This window comes from Paenibacillus lautus NBRC 15380 (assembly GCF_004000945.1).
In the GTDB taxonomy this organism is placed as follows: Bacteria; Bacillota; Bacilli; order Paenibacillales; family Paenibacillaceae; genus Paenibacillus_AQ; species Paenibacillus_AQ lautus.
In genome coordinates this window covers 129029-148762 of sequence record NZ_BIMF01000008.1, presented here as the reverse complement: position 1 = coordinate 148762, position 19734 = coordinate 129029, and the positions used below count along the sequence as shown (strand labels likewise).

Here is a 19734-nt window from a genome sequence, read left to right as displayed (position 1 = left end):
GCCTTTTTTTCTCCGTTAGGAGAGCGCGGTATTCTTACTGAATTGACACAGGATCAAAATAACCTTAAAATTAAATTGTTTCATATGAATAAATAATTTTGTGATACATATAATTATGTCATGTTTTATCAATTAATTATTTATTCAATAGAAACAATATCCTAATACGAAGGAGCGTGATATGGCTAAACAACTGAAATCATCATTTCTTTCCGGGTTGTAACTTCTTTAATATGCTCATATTGTTTTTTGTGAAACTAATTTTGGTTATAATGAAAAAAACAATGAGTCGAGGAGCTTGCATAATCATGAGTACGAGCAAAATAAAAAACGCTATCCATGAAAATTTCATTCAATTTCTGCAGCAAAAAGAACAATATGAGAACCGGTTAAGCAGCACTTTTATCGAAGAGCTCCGGAAAATAATAGAGATAGAATCTACCCTAAACATAACGGAACTACATACCATCGCATGTATTGGCGAGCAAGAACCGATTAATGTCACTTCCATTGCCGAAACGATGAGCCTGAGCAAAGGGAACACCTCCAAGATAACCAATAAATTATTGAAGGCGGGTTGGGTTCGCAGGGCCCAGCTCAATGATAACAAAAAAGAAGTGTACTTCCGGCTGACAACGGCTGGGAAAAAGCTTTTTGCCATACATGATGAGCTCCATATCAAGGAGCAGCAGAGGATGAACGAGTTTTTGGATAGGTATAGCGAATCCGAGCTTGACCTTATGAAGCGATTATTTGGAGATTTGGCTGACTTTTATCAATAAGAATATGTTCGCCGATGTGATACTTGAAGATCTTAAAGGGTTATTCAAGCGAGCAATGGCTGGGGGTTGAATACATGAATTTCGTGAAGACGATCAGAGAACGAAGAAGCATTCGCAAGTTTAACTCCATTCCCGTGGAGCAGGAGCTGGTGATCGAATTACTTAACGCTGCGCGGCAGCTTTATCCGTCCAGAGAGGAAGTGGCGTTCCGAAGCATGTATGCGGGGACGGCGGATTCGAAGGAACGTTTGGCTGTCAGTATGCTGGAACCGCTGGTGAAGAACAGACTGGTCAAATGGCTGCCGGAAAAGGTTCGGGATTTCGTTCGGAAGAGGGTCACCGATATACCTGGCCATCTCATCATCATTGCCTCTACGGATGCGGACAGAAGGAAAAGTGATATGAATTATGCGGCGGTCTGCGGGATCATGCAAAATTTTCAGCTTCTTGCCTGGCTACGTGGGCTCGGTACGCTGTGGGATACTGAACCGATGATGCAGAGCAAAGAATTATTCGAGCTGTTGAAGCTGCAGCCCAATGAGAGGCTGGTTGGTATTTTTCATCTGGGATACTTCGATAAGGCTCCAAGATCCAGAGCACGAACACAAGCAGAAAAGAAATGGACGATTTTATCGAGTGGAGGAGGGGCCATTTGATGAGCTATATCGATAGACCCGTTTCCGAAAATCATATACTGGAATTATTAAATGTTGCGGTATGGGCTCCTAATGACGGAATGCGGGAACCTTGGCGGTTTATATTTATCGGCTCCGGCAAGACAGACTTGCTATCTGAATTGCAGGATCAGGCACCGGCTTATCTGATATTGGTCATTAAGGAAGATCATGATCCTCATAAAAGAGAAGAAGATTACGCAGCAGCAAGCTGCCTCATGCAGAATTTTCGTCTGCTCGCTCAGGATCGTATGCTCCAAGTGCGAACGACGATGAATGACTGGATTTATGATAGAGCTTGCACCCGTCGTTTTGGTGTTTATGATGACGAACGGATCGTTGCCGTGCTGGAATTGGGATATCATGATCGATCCATGGAGCCTGTGAAGGCAGAGAACACACCTAGCCTTACTTTTGAGTTGTTGTAAAAGGTTGCCATGCAGCCTACGATATTGATCACATTATATACTCACAAGAGACGCCAAATTGGCGACTTTTTTTGATGTAAACTCATGTTTGGAGGCAGTTATGGTCGTCATAGATCTAATTAGCTGGAAGGGTGGGGGGCTCATAAATGGGAACAAATAGGCAGGAAAATACCTGTTGTTCGTTGAATATATCCGAATACATACTGCAACCGCAGGAGGAGAGCAACATGAAGTCGATCACCGTTCAAAGTCTTACGGAAATTTTTCATTTGGAAGTACTTGCAGGAGCCAATCGCATGGATCGTATGATTTCCCGTCCACAGACGCACCGACCGGGGCTGGAGTTTGTCGGGTATTTCGATTTTTTCCCTATGGAGCGAGTGCAGGTGCTCGGTCGCAAAGAAATCAACTATTTATTGACGCTTACCATAGAAGAACGCAAGTTACATATCGGGAATATCGTCAAATATCATCCGCCGTGCTTTATTGTCACGTCAGGACAGCAGGAGATTCCATATCTGACCCTTTTCTGTAATGAAGAGGGTATACCGTTATTGCGGACGACAGAGACAACAACGGAATTTATCGCCAAGTTGGACAGCTATTTGGTGAAGACACTGGCACCGGAGATGTCGATCCATGCGGTATGTGTGAATGTATCGGGCATAGGAATCCTGCTTCGGGGTAAATCCGGGATTGGCAAAAGTGAGACAGCCCACACCTTGATCAGACGAGGTCACCGGTTTGTGGCAGACGATATCGTGGTGCTTAAAAAGCTGGGTCCTTCGACTCTTCTCGGCACACACAATGAGACAACCCGCGAGTTTCTGGCGCTGCGAAGCATCGGTCTGATCAATGTCGTTCGTCAATACGGACGCACGGCGTTTCAGGACGAGACGCGAATTGTACTCGATATTGAGCTGTCGCCTTGGCGGGAAAATTCCCTGAACAATGAGCTGGAGGCGGTGCCTCAGTTTACCGAGTATTTAGGCATTCAAATTCCGCATATCGAGGTTCAGCTTCAGCCGGGACGTGACGTCGCCAGTCTGATCGAGGCGGCGGCCAACAATTGGTATCTTAAACAACTCGGGTACAGCGCGGCTGAAGACTTTATGAAACGGATCGAAAACGAGATGCAGTCGTGAACCGGCTTTAAGCAAAAAACAGAGAATTTCTTGTCCCGTATTATGTCATGAATGATGCTCGAGTCGCGAATATTGTCCGACTATCCCTTCCGCGTTCTACTCCGCTCTCAGCAGCATATATTTTCTGAGAATAACGCTACGGGAGGGCAAGATCAATGAGTGATCCCTTGTATGAACACCGGTTCTGGCTACAGATTCTTGGCGACCACTGTCGTTTTATATTTACTGCGCTTTCACCCAAGGAAAAAGGGGATATCGCCACAGCCGAGTCCTTAATGGCTACATTTGATATGCTGCTTGGGGAGGCGCGAAGACCGGATGCATCCACATTCATCGCAAAACTGACGAATGATGCCTATAATGGCACGTATGAACTGCGCGAATTCAAGCTGAATTTGCTGGAACGACAGCTTGCAGGCAAAATTGATTTGCTCCTGACGCCTTCCTTTGTCAACCATATGGTCAATGAATTGGAGGAATACCTTCGGATATTACAGGCATTACAAGAAGGTAAGGGCGTACCTCTGTTCCATCCTTTGCATTATGATATGGTTTGGCTGCAGGATGCATTTGGTCATGCAGCAAGCCTGGCGGCCGATCTGGATTTTGCTGAAAAGCCGTTAATTGCAAAAAGTTTGGCGTTCCAGAAGGATTTTGAAGGCTTTTATTTAAAGGCGGTAGAAATGACGGGTTATTTAAGGACCCATTTAAAGGATTTTCCTGCCCTCCGCAAATTTCACGCTGATATTGATCTGGAAATGAGAGTGTTCATGCACTTTCTGGCGGAACTCGAAGAATTTGAACTCCGCGGGGAGGTGCTGGACCGGATTAATCCGCTGATGCCGGATCATATGTATCGAGAAGAGTGCTACTATTTGTCCAAGTTGGCCGCTTTGGGTGAAGTACAGAACCCGAACTGCGATCCGACAAAGCCGAGAGTCACAGGTTGAAGAATTGTGCCGCATGCCATACATCTGAACGGAAACGTGTCTTGCGATGCAAGCTGATCAATAAGAAGATGGAGGTGCATCTGGAACTGACCAAGGTAGTCTCGGAATAAGCAAAGTATCTACGAAGTCGTCATATTGGCGGCTTTTTTGTTATACCGAAAAGGGCCTGGAGTTTGCAGCCATTGCCGCCTGACTAACAGTGGAAATCAGTTAGCCGCCGTACAGAATTGCGTGGTAATATGAAGTAAAATGCAGCGTAGGAGAATGGATATGATGGATCGGATAAAGAAATGGGCTGGGATGTTAAAAAGAAAGGTCTTTTTACTTTATTATGCCTACAAGGATAATCGGACTCCTTGGTACGCCAAAATATTTGCCATATGTGTTGTTGCTTATGCCTTCAGTCCCATTGATTTGATTCCGGATTTTATACCTATACTAGGCTATCTGGACGATGTGATATTAGTCCCCCTTGGAATTGCGATCACATTGAAAATGATACCTAACGCCGTGGTCCAAGAGCATGAGCTACAAGCCGAGGAACGGATGAAGCGCGGTAAACCCAAAAATTGGTTTGCAGGAAGTGTAATTATTGCTATATGGTTAGCGGCTTTGCTATGGGTTTCACTTTTTGCATATCGATATGTGTTGAACGAATAGGATCGATAGCTTCAATGTATCATGGAGCGTTTGCTAGCAACAGAACGATAGGAGCCGCAAAATTGCGGCTCTTTTTTCACTTTCTTGGGTGATCCCATCAACAATTTCTTCAACAGGGACATTAGGAATTTAATAAAAGGAAATGAATGAATTCGGACGAATACTTTCAAGAGAACATCTCGTTTTTGGGAAACTGCAATGACTTATTAGTCAGTGGGTGCCGTCCCGATAAAGTAGAGTTGACCAAATGTTCAAGAAACCGCGGGGTGTAGTTGGAGGGGGGAAACTGATGAATTTGAGTCAAAACCAAGGAAGGCCGAATGTGTTGCTCATTACAGTCGATCAGATGCGTTTTGATTGTCTCAGCATAGCGGGTCATCCCGTCGTTGAGACGCCCAATCTGGACGAGCTTGCGAGGACAGGTGTACGGTTTAGCCGTGCGTATTCCGCCACACCGACTTGCGTACCTGCAAGGGCAGCCATATTCACCGGGCAATCACAGCGGGCTCATGGCCGTGTCGGCTATCAGGACTGCGTGCCATGGGATTATAAGAGAACGCTGCCGGGGGAATTGGCCGATGCCGGTTATCACACACAATGTATCGGTAAAATGCATGTCTATCCGGCACGGAATCTGATGGGGTTCCACAACGTCATGCTTCACGACGGTTACCTGCATCACAACCGCAATAACCACAGCATTCCGATGCAGGAGCATTACGATCAAGTCGACGATTACTTGCAATGGCTTCGTGAGCGGGTGCCCGGCGCGGATATGATCGATCTCGGTCTGGATTGCAATGCATCGACCGTCGCCCGTCCTTGGCATTTGGCGGAAATGCAGCATCCGACAAATTGGGTAGTCACACAGTCTATTGATTTTCTACGTCGCCGGGATCCCGGAAAGCCATTCTTCCTGTGGATGTCATTCGTCAGGCCCCATCCACCTTTCGACCCTCCACAGGCGTATCTGGATCTGTATGAGGATGCTGATATTCCGGAGCCGCCGATTGGCGATTGGGCGCAGACGGAAGATCCGGATTTGGCCGGATACTCCCCTATAACGGGGCGGGGGCTGGTCCCGAAACGCCGCCTGCGTAAAGCGATGGCTGCCTATTACGCCCTGATCACGCATATCGACCACCAAATTGGCCGCTTCTTGCAATCGTTGAATGAATATGGCGAGCTGCAGAACACCGTGATCTTGTTTACATCGGACCATGGCGAGCTGCTTGGAGACCATCATTTATTCCGGAAGTCTCTTCCGTATGAAGGAAGCACCCATGTGCCGTTTATCGTCAATGATCCGGGCAACCGATTAGGCTTGCAGCGCGGCATGGTGTCGGATCAAGTGGTGGAGATGCGGGACATCATGCCTTCGCTGCTGGAAGCGGCCGGCGTGCCTATACCGGATACAGTTGAAGGAGAAAGCATCTGGAGACTTGCCTCAGCAGAAGAGAAAGAAGGGCATAGCGCTTCGTCTTGGCGCCACCATCTTCATGGCGAGCATGCACAAGGGATGCAGTCCAATCACTGGGTGACCGATGGGAAGGAGAAGTACATCTGGTTCTCCCAAACGGGTGAGGAGCAATTCTTTGATCTGGTTCATGATCCGCAAGAGCTGCACAATGCGATTGCGGATGAAGAACATCAGGAACGTATCCGATATTGGCGCTCCGTTCTCATACAGGAGCTTGATGGACGTGAGGAAGGTTATACTGATGGGCAACAGCTGATCAGAGGCCGGAAACCATCCGCAGTATTATCCCATATCTTGAGTGGAACGGATTCTTGAACACAGAATCAGTAAGATAAATCAAGAAGAAAGGGAGAATATAACGTGAGCACAGCAACTGTACGAAAGGAGAGATTGGAATTCAAAAGCGGCGGAACTGCCTGCGTCGGGTATTTGTATGGCAAGTCAACCGAAATCCCAAAGCCTTGCATCATTATGGGGGCAGGCTTTGGAGGGACACAGGACACTCCAAGTATGGTTGCCGTCGCAACGGCTTTTGCACAGGCAGGGTTTCACGCCTTTACCTTCGACTACCGCAACCTGGGAGAGAGCGAAGGAGAGATTAGGCAGTTGGTGAGCGTATCGGATCAACAGGAAGATTTTATGCAGGCCATTCGTTATATCAAGAAGCATCCCGCCGTGGATGAAACACGGCTAGGACTATGAGGGTCGTCGCTTGGCGGTGGACATGTCATTTCAGTAGCAGCGTAGGCAAAAGATATTTCGGTTGTTATCGCCCAAATTCCATTTAACGGGTTTCCTAAAAAAAGCGGGCGTTCCTTATGGGCAAAACTTAAGGCTCCTCTACGTGATTCGCAGGGACTGGAAGCGTGGAAAGAAGGGACTTTCCTCACTATATATCCCAGCGGTTGGACATAAAGGGGAGCTGGCCGTTATGGCGGGAGTTGAGGCAGCTAAAACGATTGCCGGCATGCAATCCAAAACCTGGCGAAACGAAGTGGCACCTCGTGGCATATTAGAGATGATCCCATATAAGCCAAGCCGTATTTGAAGCATCCGTTTTGATTTGCTATGGTGAGTTCGATAAGGAGACGCAGGGCCCCCAAACGGCAGAGCTCATAAAAAGTCTTCCTAAAGCGGAGGTAAAAGCGTACCCTGTTACCCATTTCGAATTTTATGAGTCCGGTATTCGGGAGCGAATAATATCCGATCAGATCGATTTTCTCCAGAGAAATTTTCCGTAAATCTTACCAGAAATAGGGGTGGATTCGGCACTATTCTGTTACAATGAAATTAAAACCTTTTAGAAACGAAGTTGAATATGAAAATTGAACTAGGGCAACAACAAATAGAATGTCATGTAGAATATGGCCCACGCAAAAAGATCTCGATCCATATCGATCCTTCAGGGCTGGTTACGGTGAAGGCACCGAATCATACAGCTGATGATGTGGTGCTGAACGCCGTGAAGCAGTATGGAGATAAGATTTTGAAACAACTGCAATCGATTGAGGCAGCTCGAAATGCTCCGAAGGTTAGAGCATACGAAGAAAGTGGCAAGTTCCTTCATCTTGGCAAATATTATTCGCTTGATGAGTTAATCGAGACGCATGATCGTACGGAAGAAGCGCTCCAGCATGAACTGAAGAAGTTCTACTTTGCCAGCTGCAAGAAGGTAATCGGGGAACGAATTAAGATCTATCAGAAGCAGCTGAAAGTCACGCCTAAATCCTTCACCATTGAGGAATCACAAACGAAGTGGGGCAGCTGCAGCTCGACGAAGCATCTCACCTTCAATTACCGGCTCGCGATGGCGCCCCTTGAGGTCATTGACTATGTGGTCATACATGAGCTCTGCCATCTCATTCACATGAATCATGATCGCTCCTTCTGGCGGCTCGTTGGCAGCGTGATGAAGGATTACAAAGCGAAGGAAGCGTTCCTCGCGAAGTACGGACACGCCATGACATTATAATGCGATGGAGAAGAATGTGAACAGAATGCGTTGACATGAACGTAAACAAGTAACTTAGAATATTCCCAACACGGTACGAATGATGATCAAAAATAAAAACATATGCATGCTTAAGCCGCCAATTTGGCGGCTTTTTTTCTTACCCAATATCGAAGCGTGGTCTATCCATTGCGTGCAAGACAATGTAATATCTAATTAGATATTCATCTAATTTAAACGTTATCTAATTGATAGGCGTATGAAAGGAATGATGATGGTGAGCACAGAGTTTTACTTAGTTAGACATGCTGAAAAAGAGAAGCGTGTTGGAGATGTTTCCATTTCAACCGAAGGGATAAAGCAGGCTCATAAAACGGCCAATCATTTTAGTGAAATGTCCATAGATAGAATGATTAGCAGCCCGCTGAATCGAGCAAAGCAGACCGCTCAAATTGTTGCAGAAGCAGTTAATATAACCATATCAGAGGATAGTCGGTTACGGGAACGTGCGAACTGGGGAGACTCGCCTGGTCAAACCTTTCAGGAGTTTGTTGTGATGTGGAATCGCTGCAATAAGGACCGAGACTATATGCCTCCTGTCGGAGATTCCGCAAGAAGAGCCGGTGAGCGGTTGTCTTCCTGCTTACTAGAGCTGTCGGATCAGCATCCACATGAAAGCATGGTTATTGTGACACATGGCGGTTTGATCACAGACTTTATGGTAAATGAATTTACCCAGGATGAGTTGAACCGTATCCACCCGAATTTTATAATTGCCCAAAGCGAACTGGTCCCAGAATGTTCTGTAACGCATATCAGGTGTTGTGATGGACGTTTTACATTAGTCGATTTTGCTAACATAACTCACTTAACCCGTTGACAAAAATCCAAGTTTCGGGTTTTATCATGAATAAAACCAGATATACGGCCCACAGAGGCCAACGAAAAGAGGTTGTATGATACAAGAGAGAGAGGAAAGCCATTTCTTGCTTTTAACGAAATTGAAACTGCCCCAGCCCCTTAATCAATCTGTGCCGCGTCCCCGGCTGCTTGCGCGATTGAATGCGGGACTAAACCGCAGGGCGACATTCGTGACGGCTCCCGCCGGATACGGTAAAACGACATTGGTCAGTGATTGGGCCAGACAACTGGACCGACCCGTCGGGTGGTTATCGCTGGATGACAAGGATAATGACCTCATCCGATTTTGGAACTACTTCATGAAAGCGATCGAACAGGCAATCGGCAGTTTGCCAGATTCCGTCCGTGCCTCAAACGCAATGCTGACTCCGGGTCAATACGAGCCATTTATCGTTGCTCTGTTAAACGAATTGAACGGCTTGAATGAACCGCTTATCCTGATATTGGATGACTGGCATGTCATACATAATACGGATATCCAGGCGTCGGTTTCTTATTTTCTGGAGTATTTGCCTTCCCGGGTGCATCTTTGTTTCTCAAGTCGAAGCATCCATGGATTTCTGAAGTCGAGATGGATTAGTCGGGACTGGATCCATGAAATCCATACCCAGCAGTTGTGTTTCAATTTGCAGGAGACGGTGAATTTCTTCCACATCGTTGAGAAGAGGGAGCTGCAAAGGGAGCAGATTGAACAAATCCAAATCCAGACCGAGGGCTGGGTGACGGGACTTAGGCTGATCTCGTTGTCTATTCATGATGATGAGTGGATGGGAGCTTTCAAGCACGTACAGTCCAACCCTGAACGCGTCGAGCTATATTTATTCGAGGAAGTGTTTGAATCGTTGGACGAGCCAACGAGGCAATTTCTGTTGAACGTCTCGATTTTACAGCGGATGAACGGGCAGCTATGTAAGGTTGTTGCTGGAGAACACGGTGCACAGATGCTCGCGGAACTGGAAAAACGCAACATGTTCCTCATCCCGCTGGATGAAGATAGGGACTGGTACCGATTTCACCATGTGTTCGGCGAGTTTCTGCTGAAGCAGCAGCGACGCCTTGATCCTACGAAGACAAACGTGCTCTTCCAATCGGCAGCAGCCTGGTGTGAATCGCAGGGACTGATCGAAGAAGCGATTGATTACTACTTGGCCGGAGACTATCATTCGGAAGCGATACGTCTGCTAGAACAGATGAGAAGCTTGATGGTCCGCAGGGAATTCTCGACCATGAAGGTTTGGTTGTCGGCGATTCCCGAGGAACTGCTTATGCAGTATCCTTACCTTTATTTTTCTTACATTTTTTCGTTATTGTGGTCTCAGGAGCTGGAGCTGTCGGAACGGTATTTACAGCTAGCAGAGAAGCATTATGCTGCTTCCGCAGCAAGCTGGAGTCCGGAGGAGAATAATCGTTATTTGGGTTATCTGTATTATGTAAGGAACTTTAAAGCGACCCAATATGACATGGACATGATAAAAGGGCTGGAGTATATCCATCTGTCACTTCAGCATAGTCCGAAAGGAACGGATCTGATCTTCGCATCTCCTCATATGCCACTGTCTCCTTCTATATACAGGTCATACAATGGCAAGCGTGGCGAACATTTGCCTCGGGGCCTTTCGGATACTTTCTTTTTGAGCATGATCGAATTCATGAAACCAATGGGACTACAGGATTCGGTCGTTGTATGTTATGGCGAATTACTCTACGAACGCAACGAGCTGGAACAGGCGGAGGAGTACTTAAAGCTTGGATTACAAGGCACAAGTCAGGCGCATTACCAACCAGAGAAGGTATACGTTCCCGCCAGTCTTTTCTTGTCGCGTATCAGCAAATCCAGACAGGACATCAGTCAGGCCGAAAAATGGTTGGAAGAAGCCTATAGAAGGGCGATTGAGGATTGCGCTAAGGCAGCCCCCATCTTGCTCGATGTCGAAATGGCAAGTCTGCGAATGGAATCCGGAGACTTGTCCGCAGCTGTCGAATGGAAGGATCGCTACAAGGTCTCGTCGGATGATCCGGTATCCGTATTTCAGCTATTCGCCTATATCTTTCTCGTTAGGGTGTTGATGGAGACCGGCAACAGTCAGGAGGCATGGACGTTATCGGAGAGATTGCTGCAAATCGCGATAAAAGGTCATCGTCCGATGGACGCCTTGGAGATCCAAGTGCTTCAGGCAATGATGCTGCAGATGATGGATAAGCCGCAACAAGCGCTGCTCAAGCTGGAAGAGGCGCTTATATTTGCGAAACCCGATGATTATATCCGTGTGTTTGTTGATAAAGGCCAACTGGTAGCAGAGCTGCTTGCGGTATATGTCCAACATCGTCAAAAAGGAAACATCCGAGATAAAAACGCGCCTTCACTTGCCTATGTACGGAGAATTTTGTCCGCTTTCGGAGGAACAGCCGAACCTCCGCTACAAGGCAAAGCAACATTGGAGAAGCTTCTGACACCGCGCGAATATTCGATATTTCGTTATATGGAGGAAGGGATGGACAATCCGGAGATCGTTGAAACGCTCGGCATCGGAATGGGGACCTTGAAGGCACACATCAATCGCATTTACAGCAAGCTGCAGGCGAAAAACCGAGTCGAGGCGATTAAAAGAGGTAAAGAGTTCCAGGGTTAAAAACGGAAGGTTATAACAGGAGGCTCGCCGCACGGCGGGTCTCTTTTATTGTGTAACTATAACCGGGCCTATAACCGGGGTTAGATTCGAACTCTCGAAAGATCCAATATAATGTACATCGTGGCAATTGAATAACGAAAGGAAGGAAAGACCAGATGAGACGCATCTTCTGTATTTCGATGACATTATTACTCGTGATCGGCATCATCCCGTTTCAAGCATTCGCTAATTCAAATGATGCGATGTCCGGCGACGGGACGGCGAACAATCCTTACGTCATTACAACGTTAGATCAATTAAACGCCGTGCGTAATGACTTGAACGCTCATTACAAGCTCGGAGCGGATATCGATGCTTCGGAGACGGCAAATTGGAGTAATGGGGCTGGCTTTATGCCTATCGGCGATGACAAAAACGGCAATAGCCCGTTCACCGGTGTCTTCGATGGAGCGGGACATGTCATCCGCAATCTGACCATGAATCAGACCAAGATGGACATTGTCGGCCTATTCGGAATTGTAGGCTCCAATGGTGTGATAGAAAATATCGCTCTCGAAGGTATCTCGATCATTGGAAACAACCATGTGGGCGGGCTCGCAGGGCGTAGCGATGGAACCATTAACTGGTCCTACGTTACCGGAACGGTTAGAAGCAACATGGCCACCGTCGGAGGGTTGGTAGGATACAATGGCATTCAGGGTAAAATAACCTCCTCCTTCTCTACGAGTACCGTCACCGGGACCGATTATGTGGGTGGTTTGGCAGGGCGCAGCGACGGGACGGTAAGTGACTCCTATGCTGCCGGTACGATCAGTGGCACCTCTATAGTGGGTGGGTTAGTAGGGGACAGCGAAGGTGGAGAAATCATCCGGTCATACGCCACGGGTGACGTCAGCGGGAGCGCTGAACACGTCGGCGGACTGGTCGGTTATAATATTTCCGCTCTTATAAGTCGGTCATACGCCACGGGAACAGTCCATGGCAGGAGTGCTGTCGGCGGCCTTGCGGGCAGCACGGGCCACGGGTTGATCATTCAGTCATACGCCAGTGGCAGCGTCAGCGGGCGCGATCCATCTGTGGGCGGTCTGGTTGGGAGTAATAGTGGGAAATTGAGCGACAGTTTCTGGGATGCTGAAACTGTCGGCTTGAATAGCGCCTGTGGATACGATACATACGGATTCTGTACCGCGAGCGGCCTCACGACTGCACAGGCACTAACCCAATCGAGTTATTCCGGCTGGGATTTCAACAATGACTGGTTTATGGTCGAGGACTCGACGCGACCATTCCTTCGCTCCGAATGGTCGACCGAAATATGGAACTCGCATCAACTGCAGTTGATGGCCATGGATCTGTCGGCGAACTACAAACTGACGCAGGGTATTGATTTCGACACGACATTCACTGACAACACCCGCTCCGATATGTGGGGGACGAGCACAGGGAACGGTTTTGGCTTTGAACCCATTGGTAATGGCAGCACTCCGTTCACAGGTACACTCGACGGCCAAGGATATGATATTACGGGCTTATATATCAACAGGAGCAGTTTAATGAGTGTCGGGATGTTCGGTAATATTTCTAGTGGTGAGGTTCGAGACGTTCATTTGAAGAACGGGAATGTCACCGGCGGCCTTCAGACAGGCATGCTGTCGGGACTAAACGGGCCCAGCAGTCAGATTATGAAGGTCCATGTTACAGGGAATGTTACCGGAGCAGGCATGACAGGTGGTCTGGTCGGGAATAACGACGGAACGATTGGCAGTTCTAGCTCGAGTGCTGCTGTCGGTGGAGTGGATGAAGTAGGCGGTCTGGTCGGAAGGAACGGCATGGGGAGTGTTACTGAGGCTGTGTATGCTACCGGGACCGTTAGCGGAAACAGCCATATCGGTGGATTGATCGGCTCGAATGCAGGCTTGGTGTATAACGCGTATGCAACGGGTCAAGTCGATGGTCAATTTAATATCGGCGGATTGGTCGGACACAATGATATGAATAGCCAGGTTAACCTGTCTTTCGCCGCCGGGAGCATTACCGGTATGGATTTTGTCGGAGGCCTCGTGGGTCGGAATGAGAGCGGTAAGGTAAATGATTCGTATGCAATCGGCTCCGTTGACGGTCGTTACGATGTTGGCGGCCTCGTGGGAAGGAATATCGGTGATATCAAGACCACGTATGCCGTCGGAAGTGTAACTGGCAGCGGCGAAGTCGGCGGCCTGGTCGGGCGGGAATTCGGTACGGTTACCTCGAGCTTCTATAATAAGGAAACGACTGGACAATCGGATACCGGTAAAGGTGAACCGCGGGTTACGTCGGAAATGAAACAGTATGCACGATTTGGTACCGATTGGGACTTCAGCGGAATATGGGCGTTACAGGAGGGAGCCATGTTTCCTGTTTTGCAAGGAATTGCAGCCAACCTCGAATGGGACGCTGCTCCACCAACCATCACCAGTGCGAAGATCGAAAGCGAGCATCCGAGCAACGTCATCGTGAGCTTTGATGAAGAAGTCAGCCTCACTGACGCCGGGGGAATTATAATTACAACAGACGGAAAGCCTTCTACCATTTCTCGGGTGGACGGATCGGGAACCAATACGCTTGTCCTTAAAGTAGATAAAGCATTTGAAGAAGACCAACAAGTTCTCCTATCCTACGATAAACCATCCGGAAACATTTCCGACCGCGCGAACAATGCGTTGCTCAGTTTAACGGATCGAATCGTCGATAACCTGACTCGTCCCGTTGACCATATACCGCCATCCATCGCCATTACGATGACCACGGCGGATGGAATGGAGTATGTTGATCGCACGTGGAGCCATCAAATGGTTAACGTAAGTGCAGAAGCATCTGACGAGTCTGGCGTCACTTCATTTACGTATTCGCTAAATGACGGAGTGTCGTGGAGCCCTTATTTATCTGATATCGTCCTGCGCGATGAAGGTGTTCATAGAATCGCATTCAAAGCCGTCGATACTGCGGGCAATGAATCGATTGAACGACGCACAGTCTGCATCAGCACAACTGGAATAAACTTGACGCCTTCATTAGTGAAGGCGGACGGAAGTGAATATACGAGCGGCGAATGGAGTAGGTCAAGCGTAACCTTGAGTGTCTATGCCGAATCAGGAGTCAGCGAGATCGCCAATCTTACCTACTCGCTGAACGGGGGGCCTTCACAAGCCTACGAAAACAAAGCACTCATCGAGATTTCGAGCGAAGGCGAGACGAACATTCGATTTGAGGCGTCCAATCAAGCAGGCAATACGTTATTCCTCGACATCACGGTGAAGATTGACCATACACCGCCATCGATTACGATTCACCCTAATGGAAGCGAAATGCAGGTTACATCGGTAACACCGAGGGTATCGGTCATTGATTCTGGAAGCGGCATAGATAAAGCCTCGCTGGAGTTTCAGTGGACGACCGATTCGTCCATGCCAACTACAGGCTGGAAACCGTTTGTGAACGAGGCCACGCTTATGAAAAGTGGCGTTGACGGTGATTGGTACTTGCATGTAAGAGCACAAGACCAAACAGGTAATGCCGTGAGTGTGACGTCCAGCCGGTATCGTTTGATAACCCGGAAGGCAAGTGAAACAAGCAATTCAAATCCCTCTAACGGTAGCCATGGTTATCCGCTGCCGAACAACACTTTTCTTGTAGGCTTGGAAGGGAGAACCATTGCTTTTGAGGGGGGACAGATTCACATCCCTGCTAAAGCACTGTATCGGCCATTTTATTTATCCATCAATCTAACACTTCCAGATGATGATTTTTCCCTATCCGAAGGAGAACGATTAGCTAGCAAAGTCGTTGAGTTTAAGAAAGATGTGTCCGGAAAATTCGATAAAGACGTAACCATCAGCCTGAAATTTGACGCCAACACCATACAAAAAGGCAGTCATGAGCTCCAACTTCGTCAGTTTAACGAAGAAACGAAGGAATGGGTAGCGCTGGATAACGTCAACATAGACTGGAATGCGGGGACAATAAGTGGTACTACCGACCACTTTACTCCATTTGCGATTTTTGCGAGAACGATTGTGCCTGTTGAAATCGGTGTTGCGTTTACCGATATAAAAGGTCATTGGGCGCAAAAGAACATTGAGAATCTCGCAGAAAAAGGCGTTGTGAACGGTTATACAGACGGAAGCTTCAGACCTGACCGTACGATGAGCCGAGCAGAATTCGCGACAATCTTGGTTCAAGCATTAGGTCTCACTAATAAAGGTAGTAAGGAATTTGCCGATACCAAGGATCATTGGGCGAGGCAAGCCATTTCAACAGCGTATGCTTTCGGAATCATCCAAGGATACGATTCGGTTACCTTTGGCCCCGACGATTTCATTACGCGCGAACAAATGGCACAAATGGTGGTTCAAGCTTTTCAATTGAGCCATGCGTTTACCAGCAAAACCTTTGCCGATCAGGATAAGATTTCGGTTTGGGCACAGAAAGCGATGTTGATTGCCGTAGATCATGGAATCATGAAGGGTTATCCAAACGACATGTTAAAACCCAAATCTCACGCTAGCCGTGCAGAAGCGATTACCGTGATTTGGCGCGCCATAGAGGCAAAATAAAAGGTGTCGATTAACGAGTTGCCGAATATTTATAGCAGAGTTTATTGATTTCGACAGTTAAAAGGAGAAAAAAATGTTAACGACACAGCAACTACAAGATATTGAACAATTGCAAAAAGAGTGTGAACTTCATGATCATGTACAACTGAAGCTAAACTGGGATATGCTCAGAGAACGCAAAACGGAGAATCTGGATTTTTTTCATTATGAGGAAAACGAACTTGTAGCGTTTCTAGGTTTATATCCTTTTGGTTCGACTGTCGAAGTATGCGGCATGGTAAAGCCTAATGAACGTCGAAAGGGGCATTTCGGGCGATTGTTTCACCTTGCAATGGAACAAGTAAAATCCAATGGATACAAAAAAATCTTGTTGAACGCGCCTGCGAGATCCGATGCGGCAACATTCTTTTTGAATAAACAAGGTGCTGAATATGCATTCTCGGAGCATCAAATGGAATGGCGACATACGCCTCTGGAGGAGACAACCGATATTCTTCTCAGACAGGCAACCGAAGAAGACTACGAAATGAGTGTTCGTTTGTCCGTAACGGCGTTCGGATTGGACGAAGAAGATGCCAGAGCGATGGAGAGCCACCGTTTCGCGGATCATACGGATATGCTCATGATTGACGTGAACGAAGAAACGGTTGGGAAGCTTCGGGTAAGTCGTGAAGAGGGGCAGGCGTGGATCTATGGTTTCTCCATATTGCCAGAATATCAGGGCAGAGGGATAGGCAGAAAAGCGCTTTGCCAAGTCGTTAAAGAGCAAAGCTCTGCCGGATTTACGGTACACTTAGAAGTCGAAACGAAAAACGACCATGCTCTGAGGTTATATGAGTCGGTTGGGTTTAAGGCAGTGCATGTACAAGATTATTATAAATACGAATGCAGATGATAAAAATCGAAATATGCGCAAGAAAAGTCGCCATCGGGGCGACTTTTTCTTTTACCTGGGATTAATCAATTTAACGTATCTATTGAAGTCTATTTATTCTGCCGATAATGAAGGGGCATATATTTTTATCATTCAGGAGGAATTATGATGAAAAAAACAGTTATTCTGCTCACCAGTGCGGCATTGATGTTTGCAACCGCCGCAGGCACGATCTCAGCCAAACCGGGTAACACCCCACCTGGCAAGACGAGTAACGCGGCATCGCCAAAGGGACCTAAAGAAAAAGAAACCCGAAATGAAGAGCCACAAACCGAGGAAGTCGAGGGATCTGATACGACCAGCAAAGAAGAAGAGCAAGTTGAGGATTCCTCGCTCTCAGAAACAGAGAATACAAACGACAATTCCACCGATAAAGTCGATTCCAAGAACAAAGGTCACAAAGGATACAAAGGTTTGCTAAATGCCATACAAAACGTGGGAGATAAACCGGCAGGCGCCGTTTTAGCGAATATTTTACTTACCGATTATGCGGCCAAGCTGACGGACGAACAACAAAAACAACTTGAAGCCATTATTGAAAAGGACAAGGCATTAGAAGCGGCGGCGGGCATGCTTGAAACAAACGGCAGCGTGACGGACGCCGTGTATTTGCAAGAAGAAGCTATTCAAGCAAATTTCAAAAATCTGGATCTATACAAAACCATGGGTGAGCTTAACGAAAAGGCAGGTAAAAAGAATGGGGTTAAGCTGTATGTGAACGGCGAAGCTTCGGATACCGAACCTTTTGTCAAAAAAGGCAATACCTATGTTCCTTTTCGCGCCATAGCCGAGGCTTTGGAAGCCGAGGTCCTATGGAATCCGGAAAAGCGTTCCATCACCGTTACGAAGGACGGAGTGAGCATTCAACTGCTGGTGGGCAGTAAAACAGCAACCGTTAATGGGAAGAAGGTCTCATTGGATGCACCAGCTACCGTTACAAAGGGCAATACGTATGTGCCCGTGCGCTTTATAAGTGAGGCATTGAATGCAACCGTCAAGTGGGAATCAGAAAGTCAGACCGTTGTTGTTTATGAAGAGGAAGCATAATAGGTAAATTTCTTTAGCCGCTAATCTGGAATGAGATCAGCGGCTTTTTTGTATAAATAAAGTCTTTGATAAAGATGGGTATTTCGTCTCCCGTAAAGCTGTACGAGAATCAGGGCTATACATGACGCTAAATATGTGTACCATATGTTAAATTTTTTCAGTGTCTTCTTCATTGTAAACGCTTTAATATCGATTTATGACCGACTGAACAGGAGGGGGAGTTATGAAGGTTGCAGGACGTTTCTGCAGGGTGTTATGGATTGTTGTCATGATGGTGTCGGCAACTGGATGCATGGCGGGGAGGAACGGAGCTGACAACAGAATGTCCGAATCGGAACGACCCTTTGGCAACGTGCGGATTACCGCATATATGGCCAAAAACCCGGTTGCGGATATCCTTCGCGCCCATCTTCCCGAATTCGAGAAGGAAACGGGCATCAAGGTTGATTTTCAAGCGTTGACCAATGAGCAGCTCAGCCAAAAGATGTTCGTACAGATGACGGTAGGTAGCGAAAGTCCCGACGTGTTCATGATCCGGCCTTTGGAAGAGCTAAGTCTGTATGAGAACAATGGCTGGCTAACGCCCTTGGAATCGTATGCCGTATCGGACCCACATTACGACTTTGCCGATTTTTCTTCAACGGCGCTGGAATCGGTAACGGTGAACGGAAAGCTGCTTGCCGTCCCGCTTTCAACCGAGCAGCAGATTCTATTTTATCGCAAGGATTTGCTGGAGAAGAAAGGAATCGAAGTGCCGCAGACTTTGGACGAGCTGGAAGCTGCGGTCAAGCAAATGCACGATCCCGAGCATGGCATCTACGGTTTTGTTGCAAGAGGGCAGCGAAGCGCTCTCGTCACCCAGCTCTCGTCCTTCGTTTACTCCGAAGGCGGAGATTTTATGAACGAGGATCAGGCGGCACTGAACGCAAAGGAAGCGGTCAAGGGAATTGAACGGTATGTAAGGCTGCTCGGAAAATATGGTCCACCCGATGTGCTGAACTACAGCTGGACTCAGTCTGCGGATTTGTTCGCTCAAGGAAAGGCGGCGTTTTTCACCGATGCCAGCGCGATCTACCCCATGCTCACGCAATCAGGATTGGCGAAGGGGAAGATTGGGTATGCACTGTTTCCGGCAGGCGATGCCGGCCGCAAACCCTACAGCACTACCGCTTGGGGCATTGCGATCAATGCGAATTCGGCCCGTAAGGATGCGGCCTGGGCTTTCATCGAGTGGGCTTCGAGCCGTGACATGGTGCTGCAAGCCCAGAAGATCGGTAACCCGGGTGCCCGGAGCTCACTGTGGCATGAAAAGGAAGGCATCTCCGGCTTTCCGGAGGAGCTGATTCCGGTGATCAACGAATCCATTCCGATCGGAATGAGCTACGACCGTCCAAAAGTCATTCACGTGAAGGAAGCACGGGACATTATCGGCAGTATCGTGGTGAAAGGACTTATCGGCGAAGATGTCGGGGGTGCTGCCGAGTCGGCAAACGTTCAATTGCAAGAACTGATCGACAGCGAGAAGTAGAGCGAAACGCTC

15 protein-coding genes are annotated in these 19734 nt (G+C 47.7%); all 15 read left to right on the top strand.

The features are described 5' to 3' along the window. The first annotated feature begins 308 nt into the window (after window positions 1–308). The 15 genes from PLA01S_RS16225 to PLA01S_RS16160 all read left to right on the top strand — a co-directional run bounded on the left by PLA01S_RS16225 (window position 309) and on the right by PLA01S_RS16160 (window position 19722). Entirely contained in the window at window positions 309–782 is a 474-nt protein-coding gene (locus PLA01S_RS16225) for a MarR family transcriptional regulator (RefSeq protein ID WP_127593107.1), read from the top strand. Between the two features lie 74 nt (window positions 783–856). Next, window positions 857–1438, top strand: a complete 582-nt coding sequence (locus PLA01S_RS32620; RefSeq protein WP_246059599.1) for a nitroreductase family protein — start codon at window positions 857–859, stop codon at window positions 1436–1438. Beyond that, window positions 1438–1884 (top strand): nitroreductase family protein, encoded by a 447-nt coding sequence (locus PLA01S_RS32615; protein ID WP_246059597.1) that lies wholly within the window; start codon window positions 1438–1440, stop codon window positions 1882–1884. Before PLA01S_RS32620 ends, PLA01S_RS32615 begins: the two co-directional genes overlap by 1 nt. Before the next feature lie 227 nt (window positions 1885–2111). Next, a complete protein-coding gene (hprK, locus tag PLA01S_RS16215; RefSeq protein WP_127593106.1) occupies window positions 2112–3029 on the top strand; it encodes an HPr(Ser) kinase/phosphatase in 918 nt (305 codons plus the stop codon). A gap of 155 nt (window positions 3030–3184) precedes the next feature. Then, the gene (locus PLA01S_RS16210; protein ID WP_127593105.1) at window positions 3185–3979 is read left to right on the top strand and encodes a DUF2935 domain-containing protein; all 795 of its coding nucleotides are present in this window, start codon (window positions 3185–3187) and stop codon (window positions 3977–3979) included. 270 nt (window positions 3980–4249) lie between these two features. Further along, on the top strand, window positions 4250–4639 hold the full coding sequence (locus PLA01S_RS16205; protein ID WP_127593104.1) for a YkvA family protein: 390 nt from the start codon (window positions 4250–4252) through the stop codon (window positions 4637–4639). A 289-nt stretch (window positions 4640–4928) separates the two neighbouring features. Next, window positions 4929–6434: an arylsulfatase gene (locus tag PLA01S_RS16200; protein ID WP_127593103.1), complete on the top strand. Its 1506-nt coding sequence runs from the start codon at window positions 4929–4931 to the stop codon at window positions 6432–6434. A 45-nt stretch (window positions 6435–6479) separates the two neighbouring features. Beyond that, window positions 6480–6821, top strand: a complete 342-nt coding sequence (locus tag PLA01S_RS16195; protein WP_127593102.1) for an alpha/beta hydrolase — start codon at window positions 6480–6482, stop codon at window positions 6819–6821. A 616-nt stretch (window positions 6822–7437) separates the two neighbouring features. Further along, window positions 7438–8091, top strand: coding sequence for a M48 family metallopeptidase (locus PLA01S_RS16190; protein WP_127593101.1), 654 nt, complete (start codon window positions 7438–7440; stop codon window positions 8089–8091). Window positions 8092–8329: 238 nt separating this feature from the next. Continuing rightward, window positions 8330–8950: a histidine phosphatase family protein gene (locus PLA01S_RS16185; RefSeq protein ID WP_246059595.1), complete on the top strand. Its 621-nt coding sequence runs from the start codon at window positions 8330–8332 to the stop codon at window positions 8948–8950. A 151-nt stretch (window positions 8951–9101) separates the two neighbouring features. Further along, window positions 9102–11621 (top strand): winged helix-turn-helix domain-containing protein, encoded by a 2520-nt coding sequence (locus tag PLA01S_RS16180; protein ID WP_246059593.1) that lies wholly within the window; start codon window positions 9102–9104, stop codon window positions 11619–11621. A 179-nt stretch (window positions 11622–11800) separates the two neighbouring features. Continuing rightward, window positions 11801–16213: an S-layer homology domain-containing protein gene (locus PLA01S_RS16175; protein WP_164817444.1), complete on the top strand. Its 4413-nt coding sequence runs from the start codon at window positions 11801–11803 to the stop codon at window positions 16211–16213. A gap of 73 nt (window positions 16214–16286) precedes the next feature. Continuing rightward, window positions 16287–17108 (top strand): GNAT family N-acetyltransferase, encoded by an 822-nt coding sequence (locus tag PLA01S_RS16170; RefSeq protein WP_127593098.1) that lies wholly within the window; start codon window positions 16287–16289, stop codon window positions 17106–17108. Between the two features lie 147 nt (window positions 17109–17255). Further along, complete coding sequence (locus PLA01S_RS16165) at window positions 17256–18194, top strand: copper amine oxidase N-terminal domain-containing protein (protein ID WP_127593193.1); 939 nt, start codon at window positions 17256–17258, stop codon at window positions 18192–18194. A gap of 223 nt (window positions 18195–18417) precedes the next feature. Further along, window positions 18418–19722, top strand: coding sequence for an ABC transporter substrate-binding protein (locus tag PLA01S_RS16160; RefSeq protein ID WP_127593097.1), 1305 nt, complete (start codon window positions 18418–18420; stop codon window positions 19720–19722). Window positions 19723–19734 lie beyond the last annotated feature (12 nt).

Bases quoted from the DNA above. Each gene is read 5' to 3' on its own strand.
- PLA01S_RS16225 (WP_127593107.1), top strand. From the start codon at position 309: ATGAGTACGAGCAAAATAAAAAACGCTATCCATGAAAATTTCATTCAA.
- PLA01S_RS32620 (WP_246059599.1), top strand. From the start codon at position 857: ATGAATTTCGTGAAGACGATCAGAGAACGAAGAAGCATTCGCAAGTTT.
- PLA01S_RS32615 (WP_246059597.1), top strand. From the start codon at position 1,438: ATGAGCTATATCGATAGACCCGTTTCCGAAAATCATATACTGGAATTA.
- hprK (WP_127593106.1), top strand. From the start codon at position 2,112: ATGAAGTCGATCACCGTTCAAAGTCTTACGGAAATTTTTCATTTGGAA.
- PLA01S_RS16210 (WP_127593105.1), top strand. From the start codon at position 3,185: ATGAGTGATCCCTTGTATGAACACCGGTTCTGGCTACAGATTCTTGGC.
- PLA01S_RS16205 (WP_127593104.1), top strand. From the start codon at position 4,250: ATGATGGATCGGATAAAGAAATGGGCTGGGATGTTAAAAAGAAAGGTC.
- PLA01S_RS16200 (WP_127593103.1), top strand. From the start codon at position 4,929: ATGAATTTGAGTCAAAACCAAGGAAGGCCGAATGTGTTGCTCATTACA.
- PLA01S_RS16190 (WP_127593101.1), top strand. From the start codon at position 7,438: ATGAAAATTGAACTAGGGCAACAACAAATAGAATGTCATGTAGAATAT.
- PLA01S_RS16185 (WP_246059595.1), top strand. From the start codon at position 8,330: ATGAAAGGAATGATGATGGTGAGCACAGAGTTTTACTTAGTTAGACAT.
- PLA01S_RS16175 (WP_164817444.1), top strand. From the start codon at position 11,801: ATGACATTATTACTCGTGATCGGCATCATCCCGTTTCAAGCATTCGCT.
- PLA01S_RS16170 (WP_127593098.1), top strand. From the start codon at position 16,287: ATGTTAACGACACAGCAACTACAAGATATTGAACAATTGCAAAAAGAG.
- PLA01S_RS16165 (WP_127593193.1), top strand. From the start codon at position 17,256: ATGAAAAAAACAGTTATTCTGCTCACCAGTGCGGCATTGATGTTTGCA.
- PLA01S_RS16160 (WP_127593097.1), top strand. From the start codon at position 18,418: ATGAAGGTTGCAGGACGTTTCTGCAGGGTGTTATGGATTGTTGTCATG.